General features: G+C 71.0%; 23 protein-coding genes and 3 pseudogenes. 14 read left to right on the plus strand and 12 right to left on the minus strand.

From position 1 onward, the window contains the following. The first annotated feature begins 8 nt into the window (after window positions 1-8). Both OGH68_RS26670 and OGH68_RS26675 read left to right on the plus strand, forming a co-directional pair. Window positions 9-1,625 carry an ABC transporter permease gene (locus tag OGH68_RS26670; RefSeq protein WP_264250311.1) on the plus strand — a complete coding sequence of 539 codons (1,617 nt, stop codon included), beginning with the start codon at window positions 9-11 and terminating at the stop codon, window positions 1,623-1,625. Further along, entirely contained in the window at window positions 1,625-2,659 is a 1,035-nt protein-coding gene (locus OGH68_RS26675; RefSeq protein ID WP_264247521.1) for an ABC transporter ATP-binding protein, read from the plus strand. The genes OGH68_RS26670 and OGH68_RS26675 overlap by 1 nt, the downstream gene beginning before the upstream one ends. Here the strand turns inward: OGH68_RS26675 and OGH68_RS26680 are convergent. From OGH68_RS26680 to OGH68_RS26700, 5 genes are all read right to left on the minus strand, one after another. Continuing rightward, window positions 2,656-3,783 (minus strand): LOG family protein, encoded by a 1,128-nt coding sequence (locus OGH68_RS26680; protein WP_264247522.1) that lies wholly within the window; start codon window positions 3,781-3,783, stop codon window positions 2,656-2,658. The two genes, OGH68_RS26675 and OGH68_RS26680, sit on opposite strands and share 4 nt — an antisense overlap. Window positions 3,784-3,990: 207 nt before the next feature. After that, a complete protein-coding gene (locus OGH68_RS26685) occupies window positions 3,991-5,100 on the minus strand; it encodes a hypothetical protein (protein WP_264247524.1) in 1,110 nt (369 codons plus the stop codon). Continuing rightward, window positions 5,082-5,810: an ABC transporter ATP-binding protein gene (locus tag OGH68_RS26690; RefSeq protein WP_264247526.1), complete on the minus strand. Its 729-nt coding sequence runs from the start codon at window positions 5,808-5,810 to the stop codon at window positions 5,082-5,084. Before OGH68_RS26690 ends, OGH68_RS26685 begins: the two co-directional genes overlap by 19 nt. Window positions 5,811-5,999: 189 nt before the next feature. Then, a complete protein-coding gene (locus tag OGH68_RS26695) occupies window positions 6,000-7,388 on the minus strand; it encodes an aspartate aminotransferase family protein (RefSeq protein WP_264247527.1) in 1,389 nt (462 codons plus the stop codon). Then, a complete protein-coding gene (locus OGH68_RS26700) occupies window positions 7,373-7,888 on the minus strand; it encodes an Lrp/AsnC family transcriptional regulator (RefSeq protein ID WP_264250312.1) in 516 nt (171 codons plus the stop codon). Before OGH68_RS26700 ends, OGH68_RS26695 begins: the two co-directional genes overlap by 16 nt. 163 nt (window positions 7,889-8,051) lie before the next feature. On the opposite strand from OGH68_RS26700, the gene OGH68_RS26705 reads away from it, so the two are divergent. The 3 genes from OGH68_RS26705 (at window position 8,052) to OGH68_RS26715 (ending at window position 10,769) form a co-directional block, all read left to right on the plus strand. After that, on the plus strand, window positions 8,052-9,491 hold the full coding sequence (locus OGH68_RS26705; RefSeq protein WP_264247529.1) for a gamma-aminobutyraldehyde dehydrogenase: 1,440 nt from the start codon (window positions 8,052-8,054) through the stop codon (window positions 9,489-9,491). A 171-nt stretch (window positions 9,492-9,662) separates the two neighbouring features. Further along, window positions 9,663-10,193 (plus strand): HXXEE domain-containing protein, encoded by a 531-nt coding sequence (locus tag OGH68_RS26710; protein WP_264247530.1) that lies wholly within the window; start codon window positions 9,663-9,665, stop codon window positions 10,191-10,193. Window positions 10,194-10,229: 36 nt separating this feature from the next. Further along, on the plus strand, window positions 10,230-10,769 hold the full coding sequence (locus OGH68_RS26715; protein WP_264247531.1) for a hypothetical protein: 540 nt from the start codon (window positions 10,230-10,232) through the stop codon (window positions 10,767-10,769). Window positions 10,770-10,771: 2 nt separating this feature from the next. Here OGH68_RS26715 and OGH68_RS26720 read toward each other — a convergent pair. From OGH68_RS26720 to OGH68_RS26735, 4 genes and pseudogenes are all read right to left on the minus strand, one after another. Continuing rightward, window positions 10,772-11,937, minus strand: a pseudogene (locus OGH68_RS26720) (serine hydrolase domain-containing protein). Between the two features lie 98 nt (window positions 11,938-12,035). Next, a pseudogene (locus tag OGH68_RS26725) lies at window positions 12,036-12,227 on the minus strand (response regulator transcription factor); the annotation flags it as partial. Between the two features lie 62 nt (window positions 12,228-12,289). Continuing rightward, window positions 12,290-12,997: a glycerophosphodiester phosphodiesterase gene (locus tag OGH68_RS26730; protein WP_264247532.1), complete on the minus strand. Its 708-nt coding sequence runs from the start codon at window positions 12,995-12,997 to the stop codon at window positions 12,290-12,292. 1 nt (window position 12,998) lies between these two features. Then, entirely contained in the window at window positions 12,999-14,024 is a 1,026-nt protein-coding gene (locus OGH68_RS26735; protein ID WP_264247534.1) for an adenosine deaminase, read from the minus strand. Window positions 14,025-14,170: 146 nt separating this feature from the next. Between OGH68_RS26735 and OGH68_RS26740 the strand changes: the two genes are divergently transcribed. Continuing rightward, window positions 14,171-14,884 carry a DUF4190 domain-containing protein gene (locus OGH68_RS26740; protein ID WP_264247535.1) on the plus strand — a complete coding sequence of 238 codons (714 nt, stop codon included), beginning with the start codon at window positions 14,171-14,173 and terminating at the stop codon, window positions 14,882-14,884. On the opposite strand, the gene OGH68_RS26745 is transcribed toward OGH68_RS26740, so the two are convergent. Continuing rightward, complete coding sequence (locus OGH68_RS26745; protein ID WP_264247537.1) at window positions 14,874-15,428, minus strand: NADAR family protein; 555 nt, start codon at window positions 15,426-15,428, stop codon at window positions 14,874-14,876. The two genes, OGH68_RS26740 and OGH68_RS26745, sit on opposite strands and share 11 nt — an antisense overlap. Window positions 15,429-15,605: 177 nt before the next feature. Between OGH68_RS26745 and OGH68_RS26750 the strand changes: the two genes are divergently transcribed. From OGH68_RS26750 to OGH68_RS26785, 8 genes and pseudogenes are all read left to right on the plus strand, one after another. Continuing rightward, window positions 15,606-17,120: a gamma-aminobutyraldehyde dehydrogenase gene (locus tag OGH68_RS26750; protein WP_264247538.1), complete on the plus strand. Its 1,515-nt coding sequence runs from the start codon at window positions 15,606-15,608 to the stop codon at window positions 17,118-17,120. 48 nt (window positions 17,121-17,168) lie between these two features. Further along, entirely contained in the window at window positions 17,169-18,416 is a 1,248-nt protein-coding gene (locus OGH68_RS26755; RefSeq protein ID WP_264247539.1) for a spermidine/putrescine ABC transporter substrate-binding protein, read from the plus strand. 42 nt (window positions 18,417-18,458) lie between these two features. Further along, on the plus strand, window positions 18,459-19,610 hold the full coding sequence (locus OGH68_RS26760; protein WP_264247540.1) for an ABC transporter ATP-binding protein: 1,152 nt from the start codon (window positions 18,459-18,461) through the stop codon (window positions 19,608-19,610). After that, window positions 19,607-20,536: an ABC transporter permease gene (locus tag OGH68_RS26765; RefSeq protein WP_264247541.1), complete on the plus strand. Its 930-nt coding sequence runs from the start codon at window positions 19,607-19,609 to the stop codon at window positions 20,534-20,536. The genes OGH68_RS26760 and OGH68_RS26765 overlap by 4 nt, the downstream gene beginning before the upstream one ends. Then, a complete protein-coding gene (locus tag OGH68_RS26770; protein WP_264247543.1) occupies window positions 20,536-21,333 on the plus strand; it encodes an ABC transporter permease in 798 nt (265 codons plus the stop codon). Before OGH68_RS26765 ends, OGH68_RS26770 begins: the two co-directional genes overlap by 1 nt. Before the next feature lie 18 nt (window positions 21,334-21,351). Further along, window positions 21,352-22,764: an NAD(P)/FAD-dependent oxidoreductase gene (locus OGH68_RS26775; RefSeq protein ID WP_264247544.1), complete on the plus strand. Its 1,413-nt coding sequence runs from the start codon at window positions 21,352-21,354 to the stop codon at window positions 22,762-22,764. Between the two features lie 27 nt (window positions 22,765-22,791). Continuing rightward, window positions 22,792-23,037, plus strand: a pseudogene (locus OGH68_RS26780) (hypothetical protein); the annotation flags it as partial. Window positions 23,038-23,188: 151 nt separating this feature from the next. Next, on the plus strand, window positions 23,189-23,512 hold the full coding sequence (locus OGH68_RS26785) for a helix-turn-helix domain-containing protein (protein WP_264250315.1): 324 nt from the start codon (window positions 23,189-23,191) through the stop codon (window positions 23,510-23,512). Here the strand turns inward: OGH68_RS26785 and OGH68_RS26790 are convergent. Beyond that, window positions 23,404-24,222, minus strand: a complete 819-nt coding sequence (locus OGH68_RS26790; protein WP_264247545.1) for a phosphatase PAP2 family protein — start codon at window positions 24,220-24,222, stop codon at window positions 23,404-23,406. The genes OGH68_RS26785 and OGH68_RS26790 overlap by 109 nt on opposite strands. A 102-nt stretch (window positions 24,223-24,324) precedes the next feature. Further along, the gene (gene gabT, locus OGH68_RS26795; RefSeq protein WP_264247546.1) at window positions 24,325-25,659 is read right to left on the minus strand and encodes a 4-aminobutyrate--2-oxoglutarate transaminase; all 1,335 of its coding nucleotides are present in this window, start codon (window positions 25,657-25,659) and stop codon (window positions 24,325-24,327) included. Window positions 25,660-26,210: the final 551 nt, after the last annotated feature.

Below are 26,210 nucleotides of genomic sequence, written 5' to 3' on the forward strand. Positions count from 1 at the left end.
TGGGCCTGATGGCCGGCCCTGTCGCGTTCTTCGCCGTCTTTTTCGCCTACCCCGTCTCCGCGATCGTCGCGCGCGGTCTCCACGCGGACGGGGCCTGGCAGTTCGGCCGGTTCGGCGAGGTGCTCGGCCGGCCGGACATCCTGTCGGTGCTGTGGTTCACCACCTGGCAGGCGCTCGCCTCCACGGCGCTGACGCTGCTGATCGCCCTCCCCGGCGCGTACGCCTTCGCACGCCTCGACTTCCCGGCCAAGCGACTGCTGCGGGCGGTGGTCACCGTGCCGTTCGTGCTGCCGACCGTCGTCGTCGGCACGGCGTTCCTGGCGCTGCTGGGGCGCGGCGGGCTCCTCGACGAACTGTGGGGCATCCGGCTGGACACCACCGTGTGGGCCATCCTCCTCGCGCACGTCTTCTTCAACTACGCCGTGGTCGTCCGTACCGTCGGCAGCCTCTGGTCCCAGCTCGACCCCCGCCAGGAGGAGGCCGCCCGGGTCCTGGGCGCGGGGCGCTTCGCCGCCTGGCGGCGGGTGACGCTGCCCGCCCTGGTGCCGTCGCTGGCCGCCGCCGCCCTGATGGTCTTCCTCTTCACCTTCACGTCGTTCGGTGTCGTGCAGATCCTCGGCGGCCCCTCCTTCTCCACCCTGGAAGTGGAGATCTACCGGCAGACCGCCGACTTCCTGGACCTGACGACGGCGGCCGTGCTGACGATGGTGCAGTTCACGGCGGTCGGTGCGGTCCTCGCTGTGCACTCCTGGACCCTGCGCCGGCGAGAGAGCGCACTGCGGCTCGTCGACCCGGCGCGCACCGCCCGGCGGCCGCGCGGCGCGGCCCAGTGGGCGCTGCTCGGCGGCGTCCTGGCCACCGTGCTCGTCCTCCTGCTGGCGCCGCTCGCGGTGCTGGTCGAGCGTTCCTTCGACACCCCGGCAGGATACGGGCTCGACTACTACCGGGAGCTGGCCACCGTGGACCCGGCCGGCGGCGCCTTCCTCGTGCCGCCGATCGACGCCGTGTGGAACTCGCTCCGGTACGCCGTGGCCGCCACGGCCGTCGCGGTCGCGGTCGGCGGGCTCGCCGCGGCGGCGCTCACCCGCAGGGCCGGGCGGCTGGTCCGCGGCTTCGACGCGCTGCTGATGCTGCCGCTCGGGGTCTCCGCCGTGACCGTGGGCTTCGGCTTCCTCATCACCCTCGACGAACCGCCGCTCGACCTGCGGGCCTCATGGATCCTGGTGCCCCTCGCGCAGGCACTCGTCGGTGTGCCCTTCGTCGTCCGCACGATGCTGCCGGTGCTGCGCGCCGTGGACGAACGGCTGCGGGAGGCCGCCGCCGTGCTGGGCGCGTCACCACTGCGTGCCTGGCGCGAGGTGGACCTGCCGCTGGTGCGCAGGGCCCTGCTGGTCGCCGCCGGGTTCGCCTTCGCCGTCTCCCTGGGCGAGTTCGGCGCGACGGTCTTCATCGCCCGGCCGGACAATCCGACCCTGCCCGTCGCCGTCGCCCGCCTGCTGGGCCGGCCCGGCGAGCTCAACTACGGGCAGGCGATGGCACTGAGCACGATCCTGATGGTGGTGTGCGCGGCGGCTCTGCTCCTGCTCGAACGCCTCCGCACCGAATCCACGTCCGAGGAGCTGTGATGACGCTGCTGGAACTTCAGGGCGTGAGCGTACGGTTCGGGGCGCGGACCGCGCTCGACACGGTGGACCTCCAGGTCGCCGAGCACGAGATCGTGTGTCTGCTCGGGCCGAGCGGCAGCGGCAAGTCGACGCTGCTGCGGGCGGTCGCCGGGCTCCAGGACATCGACGCGGGGCGGGTGCTGCTCGACGGCGCCGACCAGGCGGGTGTGCCGGTGCACCGGCGCGGGGTGGGGCTCATGTTCCAGGACCACCAGCTCTTCCCGCAGCGGGACGTCGGCGGCAACGTCGCGTTCGGCCTGCGGATGCACGGGGCGAACCGCGGCGCACAGGCACGCCGGACGAACGAATTGCTGAACCTCGTGGGGTTGCCGGGTGCGCACCGGCGATCCGTCGCGGCGCTGTCGGGGGGCGAGCAGCAGCGGGTGGCTCTCGCCAGGGCGCTGGCCCCCGAGCCGAGGATCCTGATGCTGGACGAGCCGCTCGGCCAGCTGGACCGCGGGCTGCGGGAACGGCTCGTCGTCGAACTGCGCGGCCTGTTCGGGCGCTTGGGTACGACCGTCCTCGCCGTCACCCACGACCAGGGCGAGGCCTTCGCGCTCGCCGACCGTGTCGTCGTCATGAGGGACGGCCGGATCGCACAGGCGGGGACGCCGCCGGAGGTCTGGCAGCGGCCCGCGTCGGAGTTCGTCGCGCGCTTCCTCGGCTTCGACAACGTGGTGGCCGCGACCGTCGCCGGCACGGCCGCCGACACGGTGTGGGGCAAGGTCGCCGTGCCGGACGGCTCACCGCAGGGAGCGCGCACGGTGCTCGTACGGCCCGACGGGGTGCGGATCACCGATCCGGCGCAGGGCCTGCGGTGCACGGTCGTGGCCCGCACCTTCCGCGGCGGCCATGTCGCCGTACGGCTGCGGCCGGACGACGGCCCCGAGCTGGAGGCGGAGTGCTCGCCGGCACGGACGCCCGGCGAAGGAGACACGGTGGGCGTGGTGTTCGCCGCCGACGACGTCGTGGTCCTCGGGCCGGAGGTGCCCTAGGGGGCCGTCGGACCTGGCGTGGCCGCGAGCAGCCGTCGCAGGGCGCCGGGAGCCTCCTCGACCGAGTCGACGAGCGCGATGCGCCCCTCCATCGACCTGCCGCGCGCCAGGGACCGGAGCAGCGGCCAGGCGGGCAGGTGCTCCGTCCAGTGGGACCGGTTCACCAGCACCATGGGGGTCGGTTCGCCGCGGGACCCGTAGTAGTTCGGGGTCGCGTTGTCGAAGATCTCCTGCAGGGTGCCGGCGGCGCCCGGCAGGAAGATCACGCCCTTGTCGCAGCGGGCCAGCAGACCGTCCTCGCGGGTGGCGTTGGCGAAGTACTTGGCGATGTGGCCCGCGAAGGCGTTGGGCGGCTCGTGACCGTAGAACCAGGTCGGGATCCCGACCGAGTCGCCGCCCTGCGGCCAGCGCTCCCGCACCTCGAAGGCGGCCTGCGCCCAGTCGGTGACGGACGGCACGAACAACGGCGTCTTGGCGAGGAGCAGGAGCGCGTCGTCCAGCATCCCGTCCGGGTGCGGCGCCGTGTACGCGCCGAGGTTGGCGGCCTCCATCGCGCCGGGCCCGCCGCCGGTGGCGACCGTGAACCCCGCACGGGACAGCTCGCGGCCGAGACGAGCGGCACCGGCGTACGCGTCGGTGCCACGGCCCATCGCGTGCCCGCCCATGACCCCCACGACCCCTGCGCCGGCGAGGAGTTCGTCGAGCGCGTCGGACATCGCGTCGTCGTGGACGGCGCGCAGCATCGAGGCGAAGATGTCGCCGTCGGCCTTGGTCCGCTGGAACCAGGCGTAGGCGAGGGCGTCCGGCGTCGCCTCGTAGCCGCCGTCCGCGAGGCCGGCGAAGAGGTCGTCGGGGGAGTAGAGCTGCCCGCGGTACGGGTCGAAGGGCAGGTCGGGCACGGGCGGGAAGACCAGTGCGCCGTCCGCGCGTACCTTGGCGGCGGCCTCGGGCTCCATCCGGCAGCCGAGGAACACCGCGGCGGTGGTCTCGACGCGGAGCAGGTCGGCGGTGCGGGCGGTGAGGTCGAGCGACTGCAGGCGGTACCCGACGAGCGAACCGCGGGCGGCGACGTGGTCGAACTCTTCGAGGGACTCGATCTCACGGTCGTGCGGGGTGGCCGTCATGCGCCCACGATAGGCGGCGGCGGGTCTTTCCCCCCACCCCGCCCCTTCCCACGACCGAACCCGCGCCTCGAGCGCCGGCTGGGCCGGACCTGCCCGTCCCGTCGGGGCTGCGCAACCGGGCGGTCGCCTTGAGCGAAACGGTTCAGCGGATCGGGGACGCGGCGGTGTCAATCGCCGCACGCCCGGGACGCCGTGGTGCGAAACGGGTCAGCGGGTCAGCGGGGCGGCGGCGAGAGCGCCCACCGTGAGGGTCAGGGGGGCGAAGACCGTCACGAGGATGCCCACCCGCAGCGCCGCCGCCTGGCGCAGGACCGCCAACGAGGCGCCCAGGGTCCGCAGCGCCGTCGTCGCCTCCGAGCGGGCCGCTCTCGCGTCGAGCGCCGACGTCAGCAGCGTCGCCGCCGTGCAGGCGACGACCAGCGCCGCGCCCAGGGCCGTCATCGGGCCCCAGGGCCGCGGGGCGGAGCCGTACGCGGCGGTCGCCGCGACCGTGCCGGAGGCCACCGCGCACATCACGCCGATCGGGCGCCCGACGCGGCGGGACTCCTCCATGAGGATGCGGCCGGCCAGCAGGCGGGTCGCGCCGGGACCGGCGGACTGCAGGAGGCGGCCGCACAGGTGGGTGACGGCCGGGCCGGCGAGCCAGAGGCCCAGTACCGTGAGGGTCCAGCCCGCCAGTACTCCGGCAGACCGCCCCTCGTCGCCCGTGGTGCTCGCGTACGTCTCGACGGCCAGGCCGACCGCGACGAGTGCGACGCCCCAGGGCAGCCCGGCGGGGGTGCCGTCGGGTTCCTCCGCGTCCGGCGCCGTGTTCCGCGGCCGCAGGACCACCGCGGCAGCGGCGGTGGCGACGAGCGGCACGATCGCCAGCAGCGTGAGGACGGCGGGCAGCGGAAGCGGCTGCTCCGCGGCGAGCAGCTCGGCCGCGGCCCCGTCGAACGGCAGCCCCGACAGGTCGCCCCGCAGATGCAGGAAGAACAGCAGCGCGATCATGCTGCCGAGGGTGCAGGACAGGGCGGTGGAGGCCGCGGCGAGCGCGGTGAGGCGGACGGGGCCGAGCCCGACGGCTGACAGACCGGTCCGCGGCCGGGTTCCGGGGTCCGTACGGGCCACGGCGACGGCGAGGTACACCGTCGCGGCGAGGGGAAGCGCGCACCACAGCAGACGCGCCACGGCCTCCGGTGCCCCGGGATGCGACAGCGCGTGCATCAGCGTGCACAGCAGCAGAAAGCCGACACCCGCCGACGCCCCCGCCACCATCAGACGGCGGAGGAGTACCAGCGGATGCGCCCCGCGGGCTAGACGGAGAGCGAGCACGCGTCCCGGCCTTCCGCGTCCTCGATCACGGGGGAGCCCACGCGCCGCCCGTCGGCGATCGTGATCGTACGGTCGGCGAGGGCCGCGATGTCCGCGTCGTGCGTGGCGAGCACCATGGTGATCCGGTGCGAGCGGACCGCGGCGGCCAGCGTGCGCAGTACGTGCGCCCGGTCCAAGCTGTGCAGCGACGCCGTCGGCTCGTCGGCGAAGAGCACGGACGGCGTGGTGACCAGGGCCCGCGCGACGGCGACACGCTGCTGCTCGGCCCGGAGCAGCGTGCACGGGCGCCTGCCCGCGCAGGGGCCGATGTCCAGTCGCTCCATCCACTCCATCGCCGTGGCCTTCGCGGCCCGGCGGGAGACGCCCGCGAGCAGCAGCGGCAGGGCCGCGTTCTCCCACGCCTTCAGCTCCGGTACGAGCGTCGGCTCCGGATCGATCCAGCCGAACCGGTCGCGTCGCAGCCGTTCGCGCACCATGGCGGACATCGTGTGCACGGGGGTGCTGTTGAACCACACCTCGCCCTCCTGCGCCACGAGCCGGCCGGACAGGCACTGCAGGAGCGTGGTCTTGCCGCTGCCGCGCGCTCCGTGCACGGCGAGGATCTCACCCTCCCGCACGCCCAGGGAGACGCCGACGAGGGCAGGGGAGCCGCGGTGGGCGTGGCGCAGGGATCGAGCCCAGATCACATCGTTGTCGGGCGGGGCCACCATGACGTACACCTCGGTTCTGATCAGATTTCCGGCCCCCCGTACGGGGGAACGAAGACAGGGCCGATCGGTCACTGGGCACGCTAAGGAGTCACTGCCTGGCTGCGGGGAAGCACGCGGCCCGGGCACCGTCCATCTCACTCGGATGGAGGTACCCGGGCCACGGGCCGTACGCGGGGAGGGAGGGTCGGGTCAGAGCTTCGCCCAGGCCTCCGTGAGGACGTTGCGCAGGATCTGCTCGATCTCGTCGAACGTCGACTGGCCGGAGATCAGCGGCGGCGCCAGCTGGACGACCGGGTCGCCGCGGTCGTCGGCCCGGCAGTACAGACCGTTGTCGTACAGCGCCTTGGAGAGGAAGCCGTACAGGACGCGCTCGGTCTCCTCGTCGTTGAAGGACTCCTTGGTGACCTTGTCCTTCACCAGCTCGATGCCGTAGAAGAAGCCGTTGCCGCGGACGTCGCCGACGATCGGCAGGTCGTGCAGCTTCTGCAGCGTGGAGAAGAAGGCGCCCTCGTTGTCGAGCACGTGCTGGTTGAGGCCCTCGCGCTCGAAGATGTCGAGGTTGGCGAGGCCCACGGCCGCGGAGACCGGGTGGCCGCCGAAGGTGTAGCCGTGCAGGAAGGTGTTGTCGCCCTGGTAGAACGGCTCGGCGATGCGGTCGGAGACGATGCAGGCGCCGATCGGGGAGTAGCCCGAGGTCATGCCCTTGGCGCAGGTGATCATGTCCGGCACGTAGCCGAACTTGTCGCAGGCGAACATCGTGCCGAGCCGGCCGAAGGCGCAGATGACCTCGTCGGAGACGAGCAGCACGTCGTACTGGTCGCAGATCTCGCGGACCCGCTGGAAGTACCCGGGCGGCGGCGGGAAGCAGCCGCCCGCGTTCTGCACCGGCTCGAGGAAGACCGCGGCGACGGTCTCGGGACCCTCGAAGAGGATCTGCTGCTCGATCTGGTCGGCGGCCCAGCGGCCGAAGGCCTCGGGGTCGTCGCCGTGGACCGGGGCGCGGTAGATGTTGGTGTTCGGCACCTTGTGCGCGCCGGGGACCAGCGGCTCGAAGGGGGCCTTGAGGGCCGGCAGGCCGGTGATGGACAGGGCGCCCTGCGGAGTGCCGTGGTAGGCGACCGCGCGGGAGATGACCTTGTACTTGGTGTGCTTGCCCTGGAGCTTGAAGTACTGCTTGGCGAGCTTCCAGGCGGTCTCGACGGCCTCGCCGCCGCCGGTGGTGAAGAAGACCTTGTTGAGGTCGCCCGGTGCGTGGTGGGCGAGGCGCTCCGCGAGCTCGACGGCCTTGGGGTGCGCGTACGACCACACGGGGAAGAACGCGAGCTCCTGAGCCTGCTTGTACGCGGTCTCCGCGAGCTCGTGGCGGCCGTGCCCCGCGTTGACCACGAAGAGGCCGGAGAGGCCGTCCAGGTAGCGCTTGCCCTTGTCGTCGTAGATGTAGGTGCCCTCGCCACGCACGATGGTGGGCACGGGTGCGTGCTCGTACGACGACATGCGGGTGAAGTGCATCCACAGGTGGTCGTAGGCGGACTTTGACAGGTCGCTGCGGTCCTTGCTCACGGCTATCGGGTTCCCCACATATAGGTCTGCTTCTTGAGCTTGAGGTAGACGAAGCTCTCGGTGGAGCGCACGCCGGGGAGCGCACGGATCCGTTTGTTGATCACTTCGAGCAGGTGGTCGTCGTCCTCGCAGACGATCTCCACCATCAGGTCGAAGGAGCCCGCGGTCATCACCACGTACTCGCATTCGGCCATGGCCGTCAGCGCGTCCGCGACGGGGTCGAGGTCGCCCTCGACCTTGATGCCGACCATCGCCTGGCGTCGCAGGCCCACGGTGAGCGGGTCGGTGACGGCGACGATCTGCATCACGCCTTGGTCGAGCAGCTTCTGGACGCGCTGCCGCACGGCTGCTTCGGAAAGGCCGACGGCCTTGCCGATCGCGGCGTACGGACGGCGGCCGTCCTCCTGCAGCTGTTCGATGATCGCGAGGGAGACCGCGTCGATCGTCGGGGTCGACGAACCGCTCGCGGTTCCGTTCCTGGAGTCTGCGCTACGACTGGCCACGGCCTCACTGTGCACCGCGACTCGTCTGTCTGGCAAGTCCTGAGCGATGAAATTCGTTGTTGAAGGGCCCGAATCTCACTGAATCCGAAGTTGCGGGCTTGCGGGCCTGTTGAAAAGCTCAGCGAAGAGATTAGGGTGGATGTCTCACCCATCGGACACGACAGGAGGGGTGGCACCAGTGACCACCGAGCTGCGTCGACTGCGCAACTACATCAACGGGGAGTTCAAGGACGCCGCCGACGGCCGGACGATCGACATCGTCAACCCCGCCACGGGCGAGGTGTACGCCACGTCGCCGCTCTCCGGGCAGGCCGACGTCGACGCAGCCATGGACGCTGCCGCGGCAGCCTTCCCCGCCTGGCGCGACACCACGCCCGCCGAGCGCCAGAAGGTGCTGCTCAAGATCGCCGACGCGTTCGAGGAGCGGGCCGAGGACCTGATCGCGGCCGAGTCGGAGAACACGGGCAAGCCGATCGGGCTCACCCGAACCGAAGAGATCCCGCCGATGGTGGACCAGATCCGCTTCTTCGCGGGCGCCGCGCGCATGCTGGAGGGCCGCTCCGCCGGTGAGTACATGGAGGGCCTGACCTCCATCGTCCGGCGCGAGCCGGTGGGCGTGTGCGCCCAGGTCGCGCCGTGGAACTACCCGATGATGATGGCCGTCTGGAAGTTCGCCCCGGCGCTGGCCGCGGGCAACACCGTCGTGCTGAAGCCGTCGGACACCACGCCCGCGTCGACCGTGCTGATGGCCGAGATCATCGGCGCGATCGCACCCAAGGGCGTCTTCAACGTCGTCTGCGGCGACCGTGACACCGGCCGCGCGATGGTCGAGCACCCGACCCCCGCGATGGCGTCCATCACCGGCTCCGTGCGCGCGGGCATCCAGGTCGCCGCGTCCGCGGCCAAGGACGTCAAGCGGGTCCACCTGGAGCTCGGCGGCAAGGCGCCGGTCGTGGTCTTCGAGGACACCGACATCGACAAGGCCGTCGAGGACATCTCGGTGGCGGGCTTCTTCAACGCCGGCCAGGACTGCACCGCGGCGACACGCGTGCTCGTCCACGAGTCGATCCACGACGAGTTCGTCTCCGCGCTCGCCAAGGCGGCGGCGGAGACGAAGACCGGCGCCCCGGACGACGAGGACGTGCTGTACGGCCCGCTGAACAACGCCAACCAGCTGGACCAGGTCACCGGCTTCATCGACCGGCTGCCGGCGCACGCCAAGGTCGAGGCGGGCGGTCAGCGGGTCGGCGACAAGGGCTACTTCTACGCCCCGACCGTCGTCTCCGGTCTGAAGCAGGACGACGAGATCATCCAGAACGAGGTCTTCGGCCCGGTCATCACCGTCCAGTCCTTCTCCGACGAGGCACAGGCCCTCGAGTGGGCGAACGGCGTGGAGTACGCGCTGGCGTCCTCGGTGTGGACCAAGGACCACGCGCGGGCGATGCGCATGTCCAAGTCCCTCGACTTCGGATGCGTGTGGATCAACACCCACATCCCGCTGGTGGCGGAGATGCCGCACGGCGGCTTCAAGAAGTCCGGCTACGGCAAGGACCTTTCGGCGTACGGCTTCGACGACTACACGCGCATCAAGCACGTGATGACGTCGCTCGACGGCTGACCCCGGCCCCTCCCGTACGGGAAACGACAACGCGCCCGGTGCACTGTGCACCGGGCGCGTTGTCGTGCGGCGGGCCTGCGGCGGGGCTGCTGCGGGCGCTGTGGCGGGCAGGTCCGGGACGGTGGGCCGGAAGGCGCCCCTCCGCGCGGTCCCTGGCCCAGACTGGGGATCATGAACGACGAGCGGATGAACGCGACTGTCACGTACGGCCTTCTCGCCGCCTGGGCGCTGCACGACCTGGAGGAGCTGGCCACCGGGCCGCGGTGGGTGCGGGAAAACGTCCCCGCGCTCCGTGAACGGTTCCCGCAGGTCCCCGAACGGGCCTGGCGGGTCGTGGAAACGGTCGACGAGCGCGAGTTCACCGCGGCGGTGGGAGTGATGGGCCTGATCGTCGGCGCGGCCTCCGTCGCCGGGCACCGCACCGGCGGCCGGTCGGCCTTCTACCAGGGCGCGGTCGACGGGTTCGGGCTGCACGGCCTGGTCCACCTCGCCCAGGCGGCAGCCGTTCGCGGTTACACCCCCGGGTCGGTGACCTCGCCGCTGATCGTGGTGCCCTTCGCGCTCTGGGCCCGGGGGCGGCTCCGGCGTGCCGGCGTGCTGCGGCCCGCCCGGGCTCGGGATGCCGTGGCGGGACTGGCGGTGGCCGCGGGTGCGACCGCAGTCGCCCATCTCGTCGCCCGGAGGATCAGCGGCACCCGATAGTTTTGAACATGTTCACTTCTGCCTTAGGCTGCCCGCATGAGCGAGCGAGCAGCCCTCTTGCGGGGGATACGCGTGTGGTTGGCCGTCTTCGTCGTGTGTCTGGTGCTCAGCGGGGTGACCGCCTTCCCCCTGGTGACGGAACTGCGCTGGCTCGAGGACCTGTTGCGGTCCCCTGCCTCGCCCGTCCCCGAGCAACTGCCCGCCCTCATGGAGTGGATCGGGCGGGTGCGGGAAGGGCTCGACGCCACCGAGGAGACGTATCCCTTCATCCTCTACGGCACGGACTGGCTCGCCTTCGCCCACCTGGTGATCGCCGTCGCCTTCTACGGGCCCTACCGCGACCCCGTCCGCAACATCTGGGTCGTGGAGTTCGGCATGATCGCCTGCGCCGGGATCATCCCGCTCGCCCTGATCTGCGGCCCGATCCGGGGCATCCCGTTCTGGTGGTCGGTCATCGACATGTCCTTCGGCGTCTTCGGGGTGATCCCGCTGTACCTGATCCGCCGCAGGATCAAGCGGCTCGAAGCGCTCACGGCACCGGTGCCCGCGGGGGTACCGGCGCCGTCGGCGGCCTGAGATCACCGGTCTTCCGGCGTGCCGAACGTGGTGAAAATGACGTTCGTCACGACCGGATTGGCCTCCCGCCCCTTCGCGTCCGTGGAATTGATGCTGTACACCAGGGTGCGCGACAGGTCGCGGGTGCCGCCGATACCCGTGTTGTAGCCCCAGCGGCCGCCGGACTTGTCCCAGATTTCGCGGCTGCCCAGCGGCCAACGGGTCAGCCCGACGCTGTAGTTCGCGGTCCCCTCCCGCAACTGCGGCACGGTGAACATCTCCTCGAGCAGCGGCCCGCGCACCACCCGTCCGTCGAACAGCGCCCGCGTGAAACGCTCCAGGTCGGCCGTGGTGGAGATGATGTCGCCCGCGGCCCAGCCGTCCGTGGTGCCCCAGACGCTGACATCGCGCCGCTCCTCGCCGCCGTCCACGGACTCGAAGACCTGGTAGCCGTGGTTGTGCCGGCCGTGGATACGCGGGTCGGAGCCCGGGAAGTAGGTGTCGCGCACTCCGAGCGGCCGCAGGACGCGCCGGACGACCTGGTTCTCGTAGGTGTCACCGGTGACGCGCTCGATCAGGAGCCCCGCGATCGTGTAACCGATGTTGAGGTAGTGCTGCCGCTCGCCCGGGGCGAACTCCCGCTCCTTGGACGTCGCCGACCGCACCATCTCGCGCGGATCGTGCAGTTCGAAGCGGTTCCGGTACGCGTCCTCGACGTCGTCGCCCTCGAAGTCGGGGGCCGGGATGCCGCTGGTGTGGTTCAGCAGCTGGCGCACGGTCACGTCCTTGTACGCCGCGGGGATCAGGTCCGGAAGGTAGGAGCGGGCCGTCCGGTCAAGGTCGATCCGCTGCTCGGCGGCCAGATGGAGAACCGTCGCCGCGGTGAAGACCTTCGTCACGGAGCCGGCGCGGAACCGTCCGGCAGGGTCGGCCGGACGCCCCGTCCGCAGGTCGTGCACTCCGGCGCTGCCCCGCCAGATCCCCTCACCGCCGACGCGGACCAGGCGGCCGTGGCCCGGGCCGTCGCCGGGTCGCGCACCGCATCGATCGCGGCGCGAAGAGCGGCCGCGTCCGGCCCGGACGACCGGGCGGCGACGGGTGCGTCGGCCGCTGCGGGGAGGGCGGCCGGGCCCCCGGCGAGGCCCAGAACGAGCGCTGCGGCGAGGACAGTACGGCTACGGGCCTTCATGTGGATCTCCAGGATGTGTGACGTCTCGTGGCGGACGTGACTCATCCTGCTGACCGGAGCGGCCGCGCGGATCGCCGGAGCGGGCGGGCTTCGAGGGCTCAGATGCTCGCCGGTGCGGGGGAGCCGCCGGCACAGTCTCCCCCGTGCGGGGGAGTTCCGGCCGTTATGAGCCCGCTCTCGTAGGCGCAGATCACCGCCTGGATCCGGTTCCTCAGCCCCAGCTTGGCCAGCACGTTGCCCACATGGGTCTTCACCGTGTGCTCGCTGACCACCAGCTCCGCGGCGATCTTGCCGCCCAGCCAGTGGTTCCAGACGCGGGCGTTGTGAGCCGTGTCGGTGCGCATCCGGTCTCTCACCTGCGAGGTCTCTTCGGGGAGCGTGAGTCGTCCAGGACGGCCCTGAGGGCGTCGACCCTGTTCGTGGTGATCGAGTCGACGCCGCAGCCGATCAGTCGCCGCATGGTACGACGGGTGTCCGCAGTCCAGGCGGAAATCAGCAGACCGTCCCGGTGGACACGGTCCGTCAACTCCCGCCCCACCAGGCCGAACCGGTAGTTGAGCCAGCGCGGCTTCACGGCGTCCAGCAGCGCGGGCCGCGGCGGGGCGAGTGTCGTCCAGGTCATCGCGATCTCCGCCGAGGCGTCGGCCGCCCGTACCGCGAGCATCGTCGCGGGGCCCGCGCAGTAGTAGACGTGTTCGCCGGCGCCGCAGTCCCGGACGGTGTCCACCACCCTGCGCACCGACTCCGGTGTCGCGCCGGGCAGATCGATCATCAGCCGGTGCCCGCCGAGTCCGGCCAGTGCCTCGCGCAGCGTCGGCACCCCCCCGTGGGAGAGGTCGTCGACATCGGCCTTCGTGAGCCCCGCCAGCGGCCGGTCATGACCCCACAGCCGCTTCAGCGTCGCGTCGTGCAGCAGTACCGGGACGCCGTCGCGGGTGAGCCGCACATCGATCTCTACCGAGTCCGCGCCGCGTTCGAGGGCCGAGCGCAGCGAGGGCAGGGTGTTCTCACGGAACCGGTACGGGTCGCCCCGGTGGGCGACCACCGTCACCGCCCGCATGTCAGCGGGCGAGCCACGCGGTGGTGTACGTGTCGATCTCCGAGACGATCCTCGCCTTGCCGGCCGGGTCGAGGAACGACGCCTCCACCGCGTTCTTCGCGAGGGCGGCGACGCCGCGCTCGTCCAGCTCCAGCAGGCGGGCGGCGACGGCGTACTCGTTGTTGAGGTCCGTGCCGAACATCGGAGGGTCGTCGCTGTTGATCGTCACGAGGACGCCGGCGGAGACCATCTCCTTGATCGGGTGCTCGTCGATGCGGGCGACCGCGCGGGTGGCGATGTTGGAGGTGGGGCACACCTCCAGCGGGATCCGGTGCTCTGCCAGATACGCCAGCAGCTCCGGGTCCTGCACCGAGCTGGTGCCGTGCCCGATGCGCTCGGCGCCCAGGTGGTTGAGCGCGTCCCAGACGGTCTGCGGGCCGGTTGTCTCGCCGGCGTGCGGCACCGAACGCAGTCCGGCCGCGATCGCGCGGTCGAAGTACGGCTTGAACTGCGGGCGCGGGACGCCGATCTCCGGGCCGCCGAGGCCGAAGGAGACCAGGCCCTCGGGGCGCAGGTCGACGGCGAGCCGGGCGGTTTCCGCGGCGGCCTCCAGGCCGGCCTCGCCGGGAATGTCGAAGCACCAGCGCAGGACCACCCCGAACTCGGCCTCCGCCGCCTTGCGGGCGTCCTCGATGGCGGCCATGAAGGCCTTCTCCTCGACACCGCGGCGGGTGGAGCTGAACGGTGTGACGGTCAGCTCGGCGTACCGGATGTTCTGCCGTGCCATGTCACGGGCGACCTCGAAGGTGAGCAGCCGCACGTCCTCGGGGGTGCGGATGAGGTCCACGACCGTCAGGTAGACCTCGATGAAGTGCGCGAAGTCGGTGAACGTGAAGTACTCGGCGAGCGCCTCGGCATCGGCCGGAACCTTCGAGTCCGGGTGGTTCGCCGCCAGTTCGGCGACGATCCGGGGAGAGGCGGAACCGACATGGTGCACATGCAGTTCGGCCTTGGGCAGCCCCGCGATGAAGGGGTGCAGATCGGTCATCGGTTCCTCCAAGTGGGACGTGCCGCTCCTGCTCGTGGGCAGGTCCTGTGCGCCGGGCGGCGTGCTGCCAGGGGATCATCGTAGGCGCCCCTCCGGAGGGTGAAGCCGAGGCCGTAACATGGCCGGACCACCGATGGGGGAGAACCATGTCCGACAATCAGGTCCAGCCGCCCGGGGGGCCCCAGCCGAACGACCCGTGGGCTCCGCCGGAGAGCGGCGGCGCAGCCGGCAAGGTGCCCATGGACAAGCCGGCGGCCACCCCGCCGCCCGGCGTGCACGACCAGCCGACGGTCATCTCGATGCCCGGCGCCGACGACACCGGCTCGGTGCCGCCGCCGCCCGTCGCACCCGGCGGCCCCGCGCCCGGCCAACCCGCCGCAGGAGCCTACGGATACCCGGCCGCCCCGAGCCTGCCGCAGCCCCCGGCCGCCGGCGCCCCGGGATACGGCGCGCCCGACCCGTACGGTCCCGGCCACCCGGGCTACCCGGGATACGGCCAGGCGGCCGCCGGGTGGCAGCAGCAGCCGGCCAACGGCATGGGCATCACGGCGATGGTGCTCGGCATCCTGTCCGTCTGCCTCTTCTGTCTGTACGGCATCGTCGCCATCATCCTCGGCGTCCTCGCGCTGATCTTCGGCATCCTGGGCCGCAAGCGTGCCCAGCGGGGCGAGGCCACCAACGGCGGCATGGCCCTGGCGGGCATCATCCTCGGCGTGTGCGGCATCGTCATCGGGGCCGTCGTCATCGCGTTGATCGCCTGGGGCATCACCACGGCGATCAACGAGGAGAACAAGCGGGACAGCTACGACTACGACTACGACAGCTACTCGAACCACCTGGTCGTCGACGTCACCCGCTGACCCTGCTCCGTAGTTCCTCGCGCGCCTCCATCAGCGCGAATCCCAGCAGGTTGAGCCCGCGCCAGCGCGCGGGGTCCTGCGCCCGCTCGTCGTCCGCGGCCAGCCCGATGCCCCAGATGCGGTCCATGGGGCTGGCCTCGACGAGCACCCGGTCCCCCGTGGTCAGCAGGAAGTCGCGCAGCGCCGCGTCCTGTCCGAACTTGTGGACACTGCCCGAGCGCACGACGGCGAACCGCTCGCGCTTCCATATGGCGTCGTCGAAGCCCCGTACCAGCCTCCCCGCCTTCTTGGCCTCCGCCGGTGTCCGCGCGCCCAGGGCCGCCCGCTCCGCTTCCGCGTCGCCGAACAGCCGGGCCTTGGACGCCATCATCCAGTGCTCCGCCGTCTCGTACCGCACGCCGTCCACCTCGAACGGCGACGGCCACCACTGACTGAGGCAGCCCGCTCCGACGGTGCCGTCCGCACGTGCCCGGTGCCCCCAGAAGTGCAGGTACTTCACCCGCTGCCCCTCGGCCGTCCGCTTGATCAGCTCGTCGATCCCCATGACACACGAGTGTGGCAGCCGCCACTGACACCTCGTCCTGCGAGTGGCGCCGTGACGCGACACATGGTCGACCGATTCCGTCGCGTAACCAAAAGGCAACAACGGAATCCCTTGTTGCGTAGGTCACCCTCTGTCAGGATCGGCACTCCATTCGAGCTGGGACAACGGAGACCGCTTATGGGCAACCGCTACCGGACGCAGGACCGCTTCGCGGCCGGCGCGCAGTACATCGCAGGCACACTGCGATCCGGCACCTCGGGACGCACACAGGACATCGTCGACCCGGCCACGGGCGAGACGGTCCACACCTACGAACTTGCCGGCACCGCCGACGTGGACGCGGCCGTCGCCGCCGCCCGGGACGCCCTGCCCGGCTGGGCAGGAGCCACCCCGGCAGAGCGCTCCGACGCGCTGCACCGGTTCGCGGGAGTCCTCGCCGACCAGGCGGAGGAGTTCGCAGGCGCGGAATCGCTGCAGTGCGGCAAGCCCGTCAGACTGAGTACGGAGTTCGACGTCCCCGGCACCGTCGACAACACCGCCTTCTTCGCCGGCGCGGCCCGCCACCTCCAGGGGCAGTCCGCCGGCGAGTACAGCGGTGACCACACCTCGTACGTACGCCGCGAGCCGATCGGCACGGTCGGTTCCATCGCCCCGTGGAACTACCCGCTGCAGATGGCCGCGTGGAAGGTCCTGCCGGCCGTCGCCGCGGGCAACACCATCGTTCTCAAGCCCGCCGAGATCACCCCGCTCACCTCGCTGATGTTCGCCCAGGCGGCCACCGAGGCAGGCATCCCCGACGGCGTCGTCAACATCGTCAGCGGTGCCGGCAGGGACGCCGGGGAGCACCTCGTCGGCCACCCGGACATCGCCATGACCTCCTTCACCGGCTCGACCGCCGTCGGCAAACGCGTCGCACGCATCGCCACCGACACCGTCAAGCGCCTCCACCTCGAACTCGGCGGCAAAGCCCCCTTCGTGGTCTTCGACGACGCCGACCTCGACGCCGCCGCGCACGGGGCCGTCGCCGGGTCGCTCATCAACACCGGGCAGGACTGCACCGCCGCCACCCGCGCCTACGTCCAGCGGCCCCTGTACGACGCGTTCGTCGCCGCCGTCGCCGACCTGATGGCGACGGTCCGGCTCGGCGACCCCTTCGACCCGGGCACCGACCTCGGCCCGCTCGTCTCCCACGCGCAGCGCGACCGGGTCGCCGCCTTCGTCGACCGGGCCCGCGCCTACGCCACCGTCGTCACCGGCGGCGAAGCCCCCCAGGGCGACCTGAAGAACGGTGCCTTCTACCGGCCCACCCTCGTCACCGGCGCCGCCCAGGACAGCGAGATCGTGCAGTCCGAGATCTTCGGACCCGTCCTTGTGGTACTGCCCTTCGACACCGACGACGAGGGCATCGCGCTGGCCAACGACACTCCGTACGGGCTGGCCGCGTCCGCCTGGACCCGGGACGTCTACCGTGCCGGTCGTGCCACCCGGGAGATCAGGGCGGGCTGCGTGTGGGTCAACGACCACATCCCGATCCTCAGCGAGATGCCGCACGGCGGATACCGGGCCAGTGGCTTCGGAAAGGACATGTCGGCGTACTCCTTCGAGGAGTACACGCAGGTCAAGCATGTGATGTACGACAACACCGCCGTCGTCCGCAAGGACTGGCACCGCACGATCTTCCAAGGCCGATAGCCGGCGGCCGCGACTGCGGCGGCCATCCACCCGAAAGGGCAGAGCGTCATGGAGCAGTACGAGACCGAGCGCCTCTCAGCGGCCCAGCTGGCGGCCATGCGGCGCAGCCTGACCAGCGGACGGGGGGCCCTCTCCCGCCGTTCGCTGCTGCGCGCCTCCGGCGCCGGCGTGTTCGCCGTCGGCGGCGCCGGAATCCTCAGCGGCTGCGGCATCCCGCCCGCCAAGCGGGAAGGCGGAGCAGCGGACTCCGACGACCACTCGGACAAGGAGAAACAGGTCAACTTCTCCAACTGGACCGAGTACATGGACACCAGCGAGGACGGGAAGAGCCGCCCCACCCTCGAGGCGTTCACCAGGCGCACCGGGATCAAGGTCAAGTACACCGAGGACATCAATGACAACGTCGAGTTCTTCGGCAAGATCCAGCCGCAGCTCGCGGCCGGCCAGGACACCGGCCGCGACCTGATCAACGTCACCGACTGGCTGGCCGCCCGGATCATCCGGCTCGGATGGGCGCAGAAGCTCGACCCCTCGCTGCTGCCGCACGCCTACGCCAACCTCTCCTCCCAGTTCCGCACCGTGGACTGGGACCCGGGCCGGGCCTACTCGTACCCGTGGACCGGCATCCCCTGCGTCGTCGCCTACAACGCCAAGGCGACCCGCGGACGCAAGGTCGACTCGGTCACCCAGCTGCTCGACGACCCGACGCTCAAGGGCCGGGTCGGTTTCCTCACCGAGATGCGCGACACGATCGGCATGACCCTGCTCGACATGGGCAAGGACCCCGGCACCTTCACCGACGCCGACTTCGACGCCGCCGTCGGCCGGCTCCAGAAAGGTGTCGACAAGAACCAGATCCGCCGCTTCACCGGCAACGACTACACCGCGGACCTGGCCAAGGGCGACATCGCCGCCTGTCTCGCCTGGGCCGGTGACGTCATCCAGCTCCAGGCCGACAACCCGGACATCAAGTACGCCATCCCCGCCGCCGGTTATGTCACGGCCACCGACAACCTGCTGGTCCCGGCGCAGGCCAGGCACCGCAAGAACGCCACCCGGCTGATCGACTACTACTACGAGCTCCCGGTCGCCGCACAGCTCGCCGCGTACATCAACTATGTGTGCCCGGTCGCCGGAGTCGGCGCCGAACTCGCCAAGATCGACCCCGAGCTGGCCACGAATCCGCTGATCATTCCGGACGAGGCCATGGCCGCCAAGTCCCACTCGTTCCGCTCCCTCTCCTCCGCGGAGGAGACGGCGTACGAGGAGAAGTTCGCCAAGCTCATCGGCGCCTGATCGTCTTGTCCCCTTCCCCCGACACACCTGGGATCGCGACCCATGACTGACAAGCAAGCGGGCGGCGACGTCCGCCTCTCCGGGATCAGCAAGACCTACGGCTCCTTCACGGCCGTTCATCCGCTGGACCTGACCGTGCCGCAGGGCTCGTTCTTCGCCCTGCTCGGCGCCTCGGGCTGCGGCAAGACCACCACGCTGCGGATGATCGCCGGACTCGAGGACCCCACGACGGGCACCGTCCGGCTCGGCGACAAGGACGTCACCGGCCTCCCGCCGCACAAACGCCCCGTCAACACGGTCTTCCAGAGCTACGCGCTCTTCCCCCATCTGAACATCTACGACAACGTCGCCTTCGGACTGCGCCGCCGCGGCATCAAGTCCGTGAAGAAGCAGGTCGACGACATGCTGGAGCTCGTCCAGCTCGGCGACTTCGCACAGCGCAAGCCGCACCAGCTCTCCGGTGGTCAGCAGCAGCGGGTCGCCGTCGCCCGCGCGCTCATCAACCACCCGCAGGTCCTGCTGCTCGACGAGCCGCTCGGCGCCCTCGACCTCAAGCTGCGCCGGCAGATGCAGCTGGAGCTCAAACGCATCCAGACCGAGGTCGGGATCACCTTCGTCCATGTCACCCACGACCAGGAGGAGGCCATGACCATGGCCGACACCGTCGCGGTGATGAACGCGGGCAGGGTCGAGCAGCTCGGCGCGCCGGCGGAGCTGTACGAGAACCCGCGGACCACGTTCGTCGCCAACTTCCTCGGCACCTCCAACCTGATCGAGGCGGAGGTCGTCCAGAACACCGGTGGCGAGGTCGTCGTCACCGCCGGCGGCGGCAAGCTCCGGCTGCCGTCCGGACGCTGCCCGGACTCCACGTCCACCGGCGGGAAGCTTCTCGTCGGCGTCCGCCCGGAGAAGATCTCGCTCACCCCCGCAGCGGAGGCGGACGCCGTCCCCGCCGGCCGCAACGCCGTCACCGGCCGCATCCTCGACTCCTCCTTCATCGGCGTCTCCACGCAGTACGTCGTCGAGAGCCCGGCCGGCAAGGGACTCGAGGTCTACGCACAGAACGTCGAGCACCGGACGGGCCTCGCACCCGGCGCCGAGGTCGTCCTGCACTGGAACCCGGAGCACACCTTCGGACTGGACGCCACCCAGGCCATCGACGCCGGAGTCGAGACGGTGGGGGAGACGGCATGACCGTCACCGAGGCGCCGCCCGCCTCCCCGGCCCCGGCGCAGCCACGCGTCCACCGCACCCGAGTGCGCCGCAGGCTGATCCCGTACTGGCTGCTGCTGCCCGGCATCCTGTGGCTCGTCGTCTTCTTCGCGCTGCCGCTCGTCTACCAGGCGTCGACGTCCGTCCAGACGGGCTCCCTGGAGGAGGGCTACCGGGTCACCTGGCACTTCGCCACCTACTGGGAAGCGCTGAGCGAGTACTACCCGCAGTTCCTGCGCTCGCTGCTCTACGCGGGCACCGCGACGGCCCTGTGCCTGCTGCTCGGCTATCCGCTCGCATACCTGATCGCGTTCAGGGCCGGCCGCTGGCGCAATGTGCTGCTGGTGCTGGTCATCGCACCGTTCTTCACCAGCTTCCTGATCCGCACGCTGGCCTGGAAGACGATCCTCGCGGACGGCGGCCCGGTGGTGGAGGTCCTGAACGCCGTCGGCTTCCTGGACGTCACCAGCTGGCTCGGCATGACCGCGGGCGACCGGGTGCTCGCCACACCCCTCGCGGTGGTCACCGGTCTGACGTACAACTTCCTCCCGTTCATGATCCTGCCGCTCTACACCTCGCTGGAGCGGATCGACCCCCGGCTCCACGAAGCGGCCGGCGACCTGTACGCCAGGCCGTCCACCACCTTCCGCAAGGTGACCTTCCCGCTGTCCATGCCGGGCGTGGTCTCCGGAACGCTGCTGACGTTCATCCCGGCAAGCGGTGACTACGTCAACGCCCAACTGCTGGGCTCCACCGACACCCGCATGATCGGCAACGTCATCCAGTCGCAGTTCCTGCGCGTCCTCGACTACCCGACGGCGGCCGCGCTGTCGTTCATCCTGATGGCGATCGTCCTGCTGACGGTCACCGTCTACATCCGCCGGGCCGGAACGGAGGACCTGGTCTGATGCAGTGGCTGAAGCGCAATCTCGTCGTCATCGCGGGCCTGCTCACGCTGGCCTATCTGATCCTGCCGAACATCGTCGTGATGGTGTTCTCGTTCAACAAGCCGGCCGGGCGCTTCAACTACGCCTGGCGGGAGTTCTCCACCGACGCGTGGCGCGACCCCTGCGGAGTCGCCGACCTGTGCGGCTCGCTCACGCTGTCCCTGCAGATCGCGCTGTGGGCGACGATCGCGGCCACGGTGCTCGGCGGGATGATCGCCTTCGCGCTGGTCCGCTACCGCTTCCGGGCCCGCGGCACGATCAACTCGCTGATCTTCCTGCCGATGGCGATGCCGGAGGTGGTCATGGCCGCCTCGCTGCTCACCCTCTTCCTCAACATGGGTGCGCAGCTGGGCTTCTGGACGATCCTCATCGCCCACACCATGTTCTGTCTGAGCTTCGTCGTGGTGGCGGTGAAGGCACGAGTCATGTCGATGGACCCGAAGCTGGAGGAGGCGGCGCGGGACCTCTACGCGGGGCCCGTGCAGACCTTCCTGCGCGTCACCCTCCCGATTGCCGCACCCGGCATCGCGGCGGGCGCGATGCTGGCCTTCGCCCTGTCCTTCGACGACTTCATCATCACCAACTTCAACTCGGGCAGCACCGTCACCTTCCCCATGTTCGTGTGGGGTTCGGCCCAGCGCGGTACGCCCGTGCAGATCAACGTCATCGGTACGGCCATGTTCGCCGTCGCCGTACTGATCGTGGCGGGCACCCAGGTCGTCAACGGCCGCCGCAGGAAACGCGCCCTTTCGCAGTAGCACGAAGGAGTGGGAACCATGGCCCCAGCAGCCATGAACATTGCCGGATCGCTCTCCGACGCCCGGCCGGCGCCCTTCTGGCTCGAGGACCCCGGCAAGCCCGACCCGCTGCCCGCTCTCGCCGGCGACGAGCGGTGCGACCTCCTCGTCGTCGGCGGCGGCTACAGCGGACTGTGGACCGCGCTGCTCGCCAAGGAGCGGGACCCCGGGCGGGACGTCGTCCTGATCGAGGGCCGGGAGGCGGGCTGGGCCGCCTCCGGCCGCAACGGCGGCTTCTGCGCCGCCTCTCTCACCCACGGCCTGGGCAACGGCCTTGCCCGCTGGCCGGACGAGCTGGCGAAGCTGGAGGAGCTCGGCGCGCGCAACCTCGGCGCGATCGAGGAGACCGTCGCACGCCACGGAATCGACTGCGACTTCGAACGCACCGGCGAGATCGACGTCGCCACCGAGCCCCACCAGCTCGCCGAGCTGCACGAGACTCATGCAGAGGCGACCCGCCTCGGCTTCACGGGACTCGAACTCCTCGACGCGGAGGCCGTGCGTGCGGAGGTCGACTCGCCGACGTTCCTCGGCGGGCTGTGGGACCGGCAGGGGGTGGCGATGCTGCACCCGGCGAAGCTGGCCTGGGGACTGAAGCGGACCTGCCTCGATCTGGGGGTCCGCATCTACGAGAACACCCCCGGCCTGAGGCTGGCGGCCTCCGGCCCCGGGATTGTCGTGCGCACGCCGTACGGTCGGGTCCTCGCCCACCGGGTGGCCCTCGGCACCAACGTCTTCCCCTCGCTGATCCGGCGTGTGCGTGCCTACACCGTCCCCGTCTACGACTACGCGCTGATGACCGAGCCGCTCAGCGCCGCCCAACTCGCCTCCGTGGGCTGGAAACGCCGCCAGGGGCTGGGCGACAGCGCCAACCAGTTCCACTACTTCCGCATCACCGCCGACAACCGCATCCTGTGGGGCGGCTACGACGCGGTCTACCCCTTCGGCGGCAAGGTGCGGGCCGAGATGGACCACCGGCCCGAGACGTACCTCAAACTCGCGTCGCACTTCTTCCGCTGCTTCCCGCAGCTCGAAGGGCTCCGCTTCAGCCACACCTGGGGCGGTGCCATCGACACCTGTACGCGCTTCTCCGCCTTCTTCGGCACCGCGCACGCCGGGAGGGTCGCCTACGCGGCCGGCTTCACGGGACTGGGCGTCGGCGCGACCCGGTTCGGCGCCGACGTGATGCTGGACCTGCTGGCCGGTGAGCGGACCGAACGGACGGAGCTCGGGATGGTCCGCAGCAAACCGCTCCCGTTCCCGCCCGAGCCGGTGGCCTGGGCCGGTATCGGCCTGACCAAGTGGTCGATGGCCAGGGCGGACGCCAACGGCGGCCGGCGCAATCTGTGGCTGCGGACGATGGACCGCCTGGGTCTCGGTTTCGACAGCTGACCGGACCGGAACGACGGGACGTAACTCCGGCCCGGCCCGGTCCTGGCCGACTTCGGCGAGTCGCGCATGGGCTTCTTCGTACCGCCGGGCACCGCCCGGCGGTGGCTGGGCACGGGCGTCCGGGCCGCCGGGGAGGGCACCTGGATCGCCGTGCCGTACCCGGGCCGGACGGCCGGGGGAGTGCGCTGGCTGATCCCGCCGGACGGGTCGGGGACTCTCACCGACCCCTCGCTGCTGGAACTCGCGATGCACGAGGTGGCGGCGGATCGCGCGTGGGGAACCGGGCTGACGGGCCGGAGCACGGGGGGCGACGGGGCCGCTGGCCGGTGGCTGGGTGGTCGTCCACTCGTTCGGGTGGGGCCTGATCGGAGGCGGGAGGGGAACGAGACCGACTGGCTACGTTGGCGGCATGTCACGTTTCCGTATGTACCCGATGCCGCAGCAGGCACGGCAAATGCTCCTGCACTGCGCGCATGCGCGGTACGTGTGGAATCTGGCCGTCGAGCAGCATGCGAACTGGCGCAAGGGGCGCAAGGCAGCTCCCGGGTTCGCGGAGCAGTGCCGCCAGCTCACGGAAGCCCGACGGGACAGCGGGCCCGCCCTGCGGCCTGATGACCTGGTCCATCAACTGGGACCGCTTCAACCAATACGAGTTCTCGAAGAACTTCGACGCCTACCGGTGGAACTGAGCACCGGCAGCAGCGCCCCGAACAGGCACAGACTGCCGAGCACGTCCAGCGGCCAGTGATAGCCGCGCAGCACCAGACCGATGCCCGTCGCCACCGTCAGCACCACGGCGACGGGCATCGCCCATCTCCGGCGCAGATACGGCGTGACGAGCAGCGCCGCCGCGCCGTACGCCACCATCGCGGTCGCCGTGTGGCCCGACGGATACCAGCCGGTGCCCGGCTCCAGCGGGGCCGGACGCGCGACCAGAAGCTTCAGCGGCACCACGAACGCGGGCACCGCCGCCATCACGCACACCGCCGTCAGCACCGCCCGCCACTGCCGCCGGTCACGCACCAGGACGTAGCCGGCCGCCGCGGCCAGGACGGGCAGCGCGACGGTCATGTTGCCGAGATCCGCGAACAGCTCCGCGACAGCGGCAGGCCCGGTGCCGAACAGGGCGCGGCCGAGCCTCACGTCCGCGGTGAGCAGAGGCCCTTCGACCGCCACCTGCCAGGTGATCACCGCGAAGAGCACCACACAGAGAACGACGGCGGTGCGTGAACGCCGAGAGGCCGGCCACATCGGAACAGGGGGGGTGGTTCCGAAATGGCCGGCCGGACCGGTGTGCCGCGCGCCCCGGGGGGTTTGGGGCGGGCGGCCATCCGATCGGTGAGGAGTTCCGGAGCCTGAAGCTCCAGTGGTGTGCGCGAGGGCACGATCAGGTCGGGGCTGGGGAGGCTCCGGCCTGGGGTCGCCCGCAGTCTCCTGCGAGCGGGGTGTTTCTCTCATCTGCGGAAACCGTACGCCAGGCAGAAGGGGACCGACAGCCGGATTCCCATCCCGCCATCGGCCCCCCACAGCTTCTTCACAGAGCGGTTCCGTCGCCGCCGGTCAGACGCGCGCGAACGCCTGCTCGAGAATGTCGAGACCCTCGTTCAGCAGGTCCTCGCCGATCACCAGCGGCGGCAGGAAGCGCAGCACATTGCCGTACGTGCCGCAGGTCAGCACGAGCAGACCCTCGGCGTGGCACGCCTTGGCGAGCGCGCCGGCCGCCTCCGGGTTCGGCTCCTTCGTCGCCGGGTCCTTCACCAGCTCGATCGCGATCATCGCGCCGCGGCCCCGGATGTCGCCGATGACCTCGTACTTCTCCTGCATCGCGGCCAGGCGGCCCTTCATGACCTCCTCGATCCGCCGCGCCTTGCCGATGAGGTCCTGCTCCTTCATCGTCTCGATGGCGCCGAGCGCACCGGCACAGGCCACCGGGTTGCCGCCGTACGTGCCGCCGAGGCCGCCGGCGTGCGGGGCGTCCATGATCTCGGCGCGGCCGGTCACGGCAGCCAGCGGCAGACCACCGGCGATGCCCTTGGCCGTGGTGATGAGGTCCGGGACGATGCCCTCGTCCTCGCAGGCGAACCACTGGCCGGTGCGGCAGAAACCGGACTGGATCTCGTCGGCGACGAACACGATGCCGTTGTCGTTGGCGAACTTCACGATCGCCGGCAGGAAGCCCTTCGCCGGCTCGATGAAGCCGCCCTCGCCGAGCACCGGCTCGATGATGATCGCGGCGACGCTCGTAGCGCCGACCTGCTTGGTGATCTGGTCGATCGCCTGGGCGGCGGCCTCCGGGCCACAGTTCTCCGGGCCGGTCGGCCAGCGGTAGCCGTACGCCACCGGCACGCGGTACACCTCGGGCGCGAACGGGCCGAAGCCGTGCTTGTACGGCATGTTCTTGGCGGTCAGCGCCATCGTGAGGTTCGTACGGCCGTGGTAGCCGTGGTCGAAGACCACGACGGCCTGGCGCCCGGTGTGCGCACGGGCGATCTTGACGGCGTTCTCGACGGCCTCGGCGCCGCTGTTGAACAGCGCGGACTTCTTGGCGTGGTCGCCCGGGGTCAGCTCGGCGAGCTTCTCGCATACCTCCACGTAACCCTCGTACGGGGTCACCATGAAGCACGTGTGCGTGAAGTCCTGCAGCTGGGCGCTCGCCCGGCGCACGACGGCCTCGGCGGACGCGCCGACCGAGGTCACGGCGATGCCGGAGCCGAAGTCGATCAGACGGTTGCCGTCGACGTCCTCGATGATCCCGCCGCCGGCCCGGGCCGTGAACACGGGCAGCACGGACCCCACACCACCGGCGACCGTCGCCGTGCGGCGGGCCTGCAGCTCGATCGACTTCGGACCGGGGACGGCGGTGACGACGCGGCGCTCCTGCGGGATTGCGGTCATGCGGGGCTCCTGGGGGTGTATCCGGACGCTTGTTGTCTTTCTCCGCAGGCTAGGTGCGGGGCGGGGCGGCGGGCATGCGCCGATCGGGAGTGTTGGGGGTGCGTCGTTGTCCGCGACGGCCATAGGCCCGCGAGCGGGCCGGTTCCCTGGCGTGGCCCGGGTGCGGCCGGGTGCGAGGGGCCGGGGTCCGGGCCACGCCGGAAGGCGTTGTCCGGGTCTGCCGCCCGCCCAAGGGCTCACGCACTAGATTGATCGAGCACAGAGCGGGGCCTGGCTGGTCAGGGGGCAGCGGTTTTCATGGAATCCGAAGGCACATTCGAGGCACGCGGCACGCACGCCGATCGCGTGCCACGTCCTGCCGGTCCGCCGGCGGAGCCGCCGTCCGTGCCGCCCGGCACTCCCGCCCTGCCGGGCCACGCCCCGTCCACCCGCCCCGCCGTGCTCGACTGGCTGCGCACGCCGCGCCCCGAGGCGGAGCCCGGCATCTGGCGGTTCGGCCACCGGGCGCGGCCCGACGAGGAGCCGGACCTGGTCCCTGCCAGGCAGCTCCT

Origin of the sequence: Streptomyces peucetius (genome assembly GCF_025854275.1) — a bacterium.
GTDB lineage: Bacteria > Actinomycetota > Actinomycetes > Streptomycetales > Streptomycetaceae > Streptomyces > Streptomyces peucetius_A.

Coding starts and splice junctions, on each gene's coding strand:
- OGH68_RS26750 (WP_264247538.1), top strand. CDS start 15,606: ATGGGCAACCGCTACCGGACGCAGGACCGCTTCGCGGCCGGCGCGCAG.
- OGH68_RS26670 (WP_264250311.1), top strand. CDS start 9: ATGGCCGGCCCTGTCGCGTTCTTCGCCGTCTTTTTCGCCTACCCCGTC.
- OGH68_RS26785 (WP_264250315.1), top strand. CDS start 23,189: ATGTACCCGATGCCGCAGCAGGCACGGCAAATGCTCCTGCACTGCGCG.
- OGH68_RS26730 (WP_264247532.1), bottom strand. CDS start 12,997: ATGCGGGCGGTGACGGTGGTCGCCCACCGGGGCGACCCGTACCGGTTC.
- OGH68_RS26740 (WP_264247535.1), top strand. CDS start 14,171: ATGTCCGACAATCAGGTCCAGCCGCCCGGGGGGCCCCAGCCGAACGAC.
- OGH68_RS26675 (WP_264247521.1), top strand. CDS start 1,625: ATGACGCTGCTGGAACTTCAGGGCGTGAGCGTACGGTTCGGGGCGCGG.
- OGH68_RS26745 (WP_264247537.1), bottom strand. CDS start 15,428: ATGGGGATCGACGAGCTGATCAAGCGGACGGCCGAGGGGCAGCGGGTG.
- OGH68_RS26735 (WP_264247534.1), bottom strand. CDS start 14,024: ATGACCGATCTGCACCCCTTCATCGCGGGGCTGCCCAAGGCCGAACTG.
- OGH68_RS26765 (WP_264247541.1), top strand. CDS start 19,607: ATGACCGTCACCGAGGCGCCGCCCGCCTCCCCGGCCCCGGCGCAGCCA.
- OGH68_RS26680 (WP_264247522.1), bottom strand. CDS start 3,783: ATGACGGCCACCCCGCACGACCGTGAGATCGAGTCCCTCGAAGAGTTC.
- OGH68_RS26710 (WP_264247530.1), top strand. CDS start 9,663: ATGAACGACGAGCGGATGAACGCGACTGTCACGTACGGCCTTCTCGCC.
- OGH68_RS26775 (WP_264247544.1), top strand. CDS start 21,352: ATGGCCCCAGCAGCCATGAACATTGCCGGATCGCTCTCCGACGCCCGG.
- OGH68_RS26760 (WP_264247540.1), top strand. CDS start 18,459: ATGACTGACAAGCAAGCGGGCGGCGACGTCCGCCTCTCCGGGATCAGC.
- OGH68_RS26715 (WP_264247531.1), top strand. CDS start 10,230: ATGAGCGAGCGAGCAGCCCTCTTGCGGGGGATACGCGTGTGGTTGGCC.
- OGH68_RS26770 (WP_264247543.1), top strand. CDS start 20,536: ATGCAGTGGCTGAAGCGCAATCTCGTCGTCATCGCGGGCCTGCTCACG.
- gabT (WP_264247546.1), bottom strand. CDS start 25,659: ATGACCGCAATCCCGCAGGAGCGCCGCGTCGTCACCGCCGTCCCCGGT.
- OGH68_RS26790 (WP_264247545.1), bottom strand. CDS start 24,222: ATGAGAGAAACACCCCGCTCGCAGGAGACTGCGGGCGACCCCAGGCCG.
- OGH68_RS26690 (WP_264247526.1), bottom strand. CDS start 5,810: ATGGTGGCCCCGCCCGACAACGATGTGATCTGGGCTCGATCCCTGCGC.
- OGH68_RS26755 (WP_264247539.1), top strand. CDS start 17,169: ATGGAGCAGTACGAGACCGAGCGCCTCTCAGCGGCCCAGCTGGCGGCC.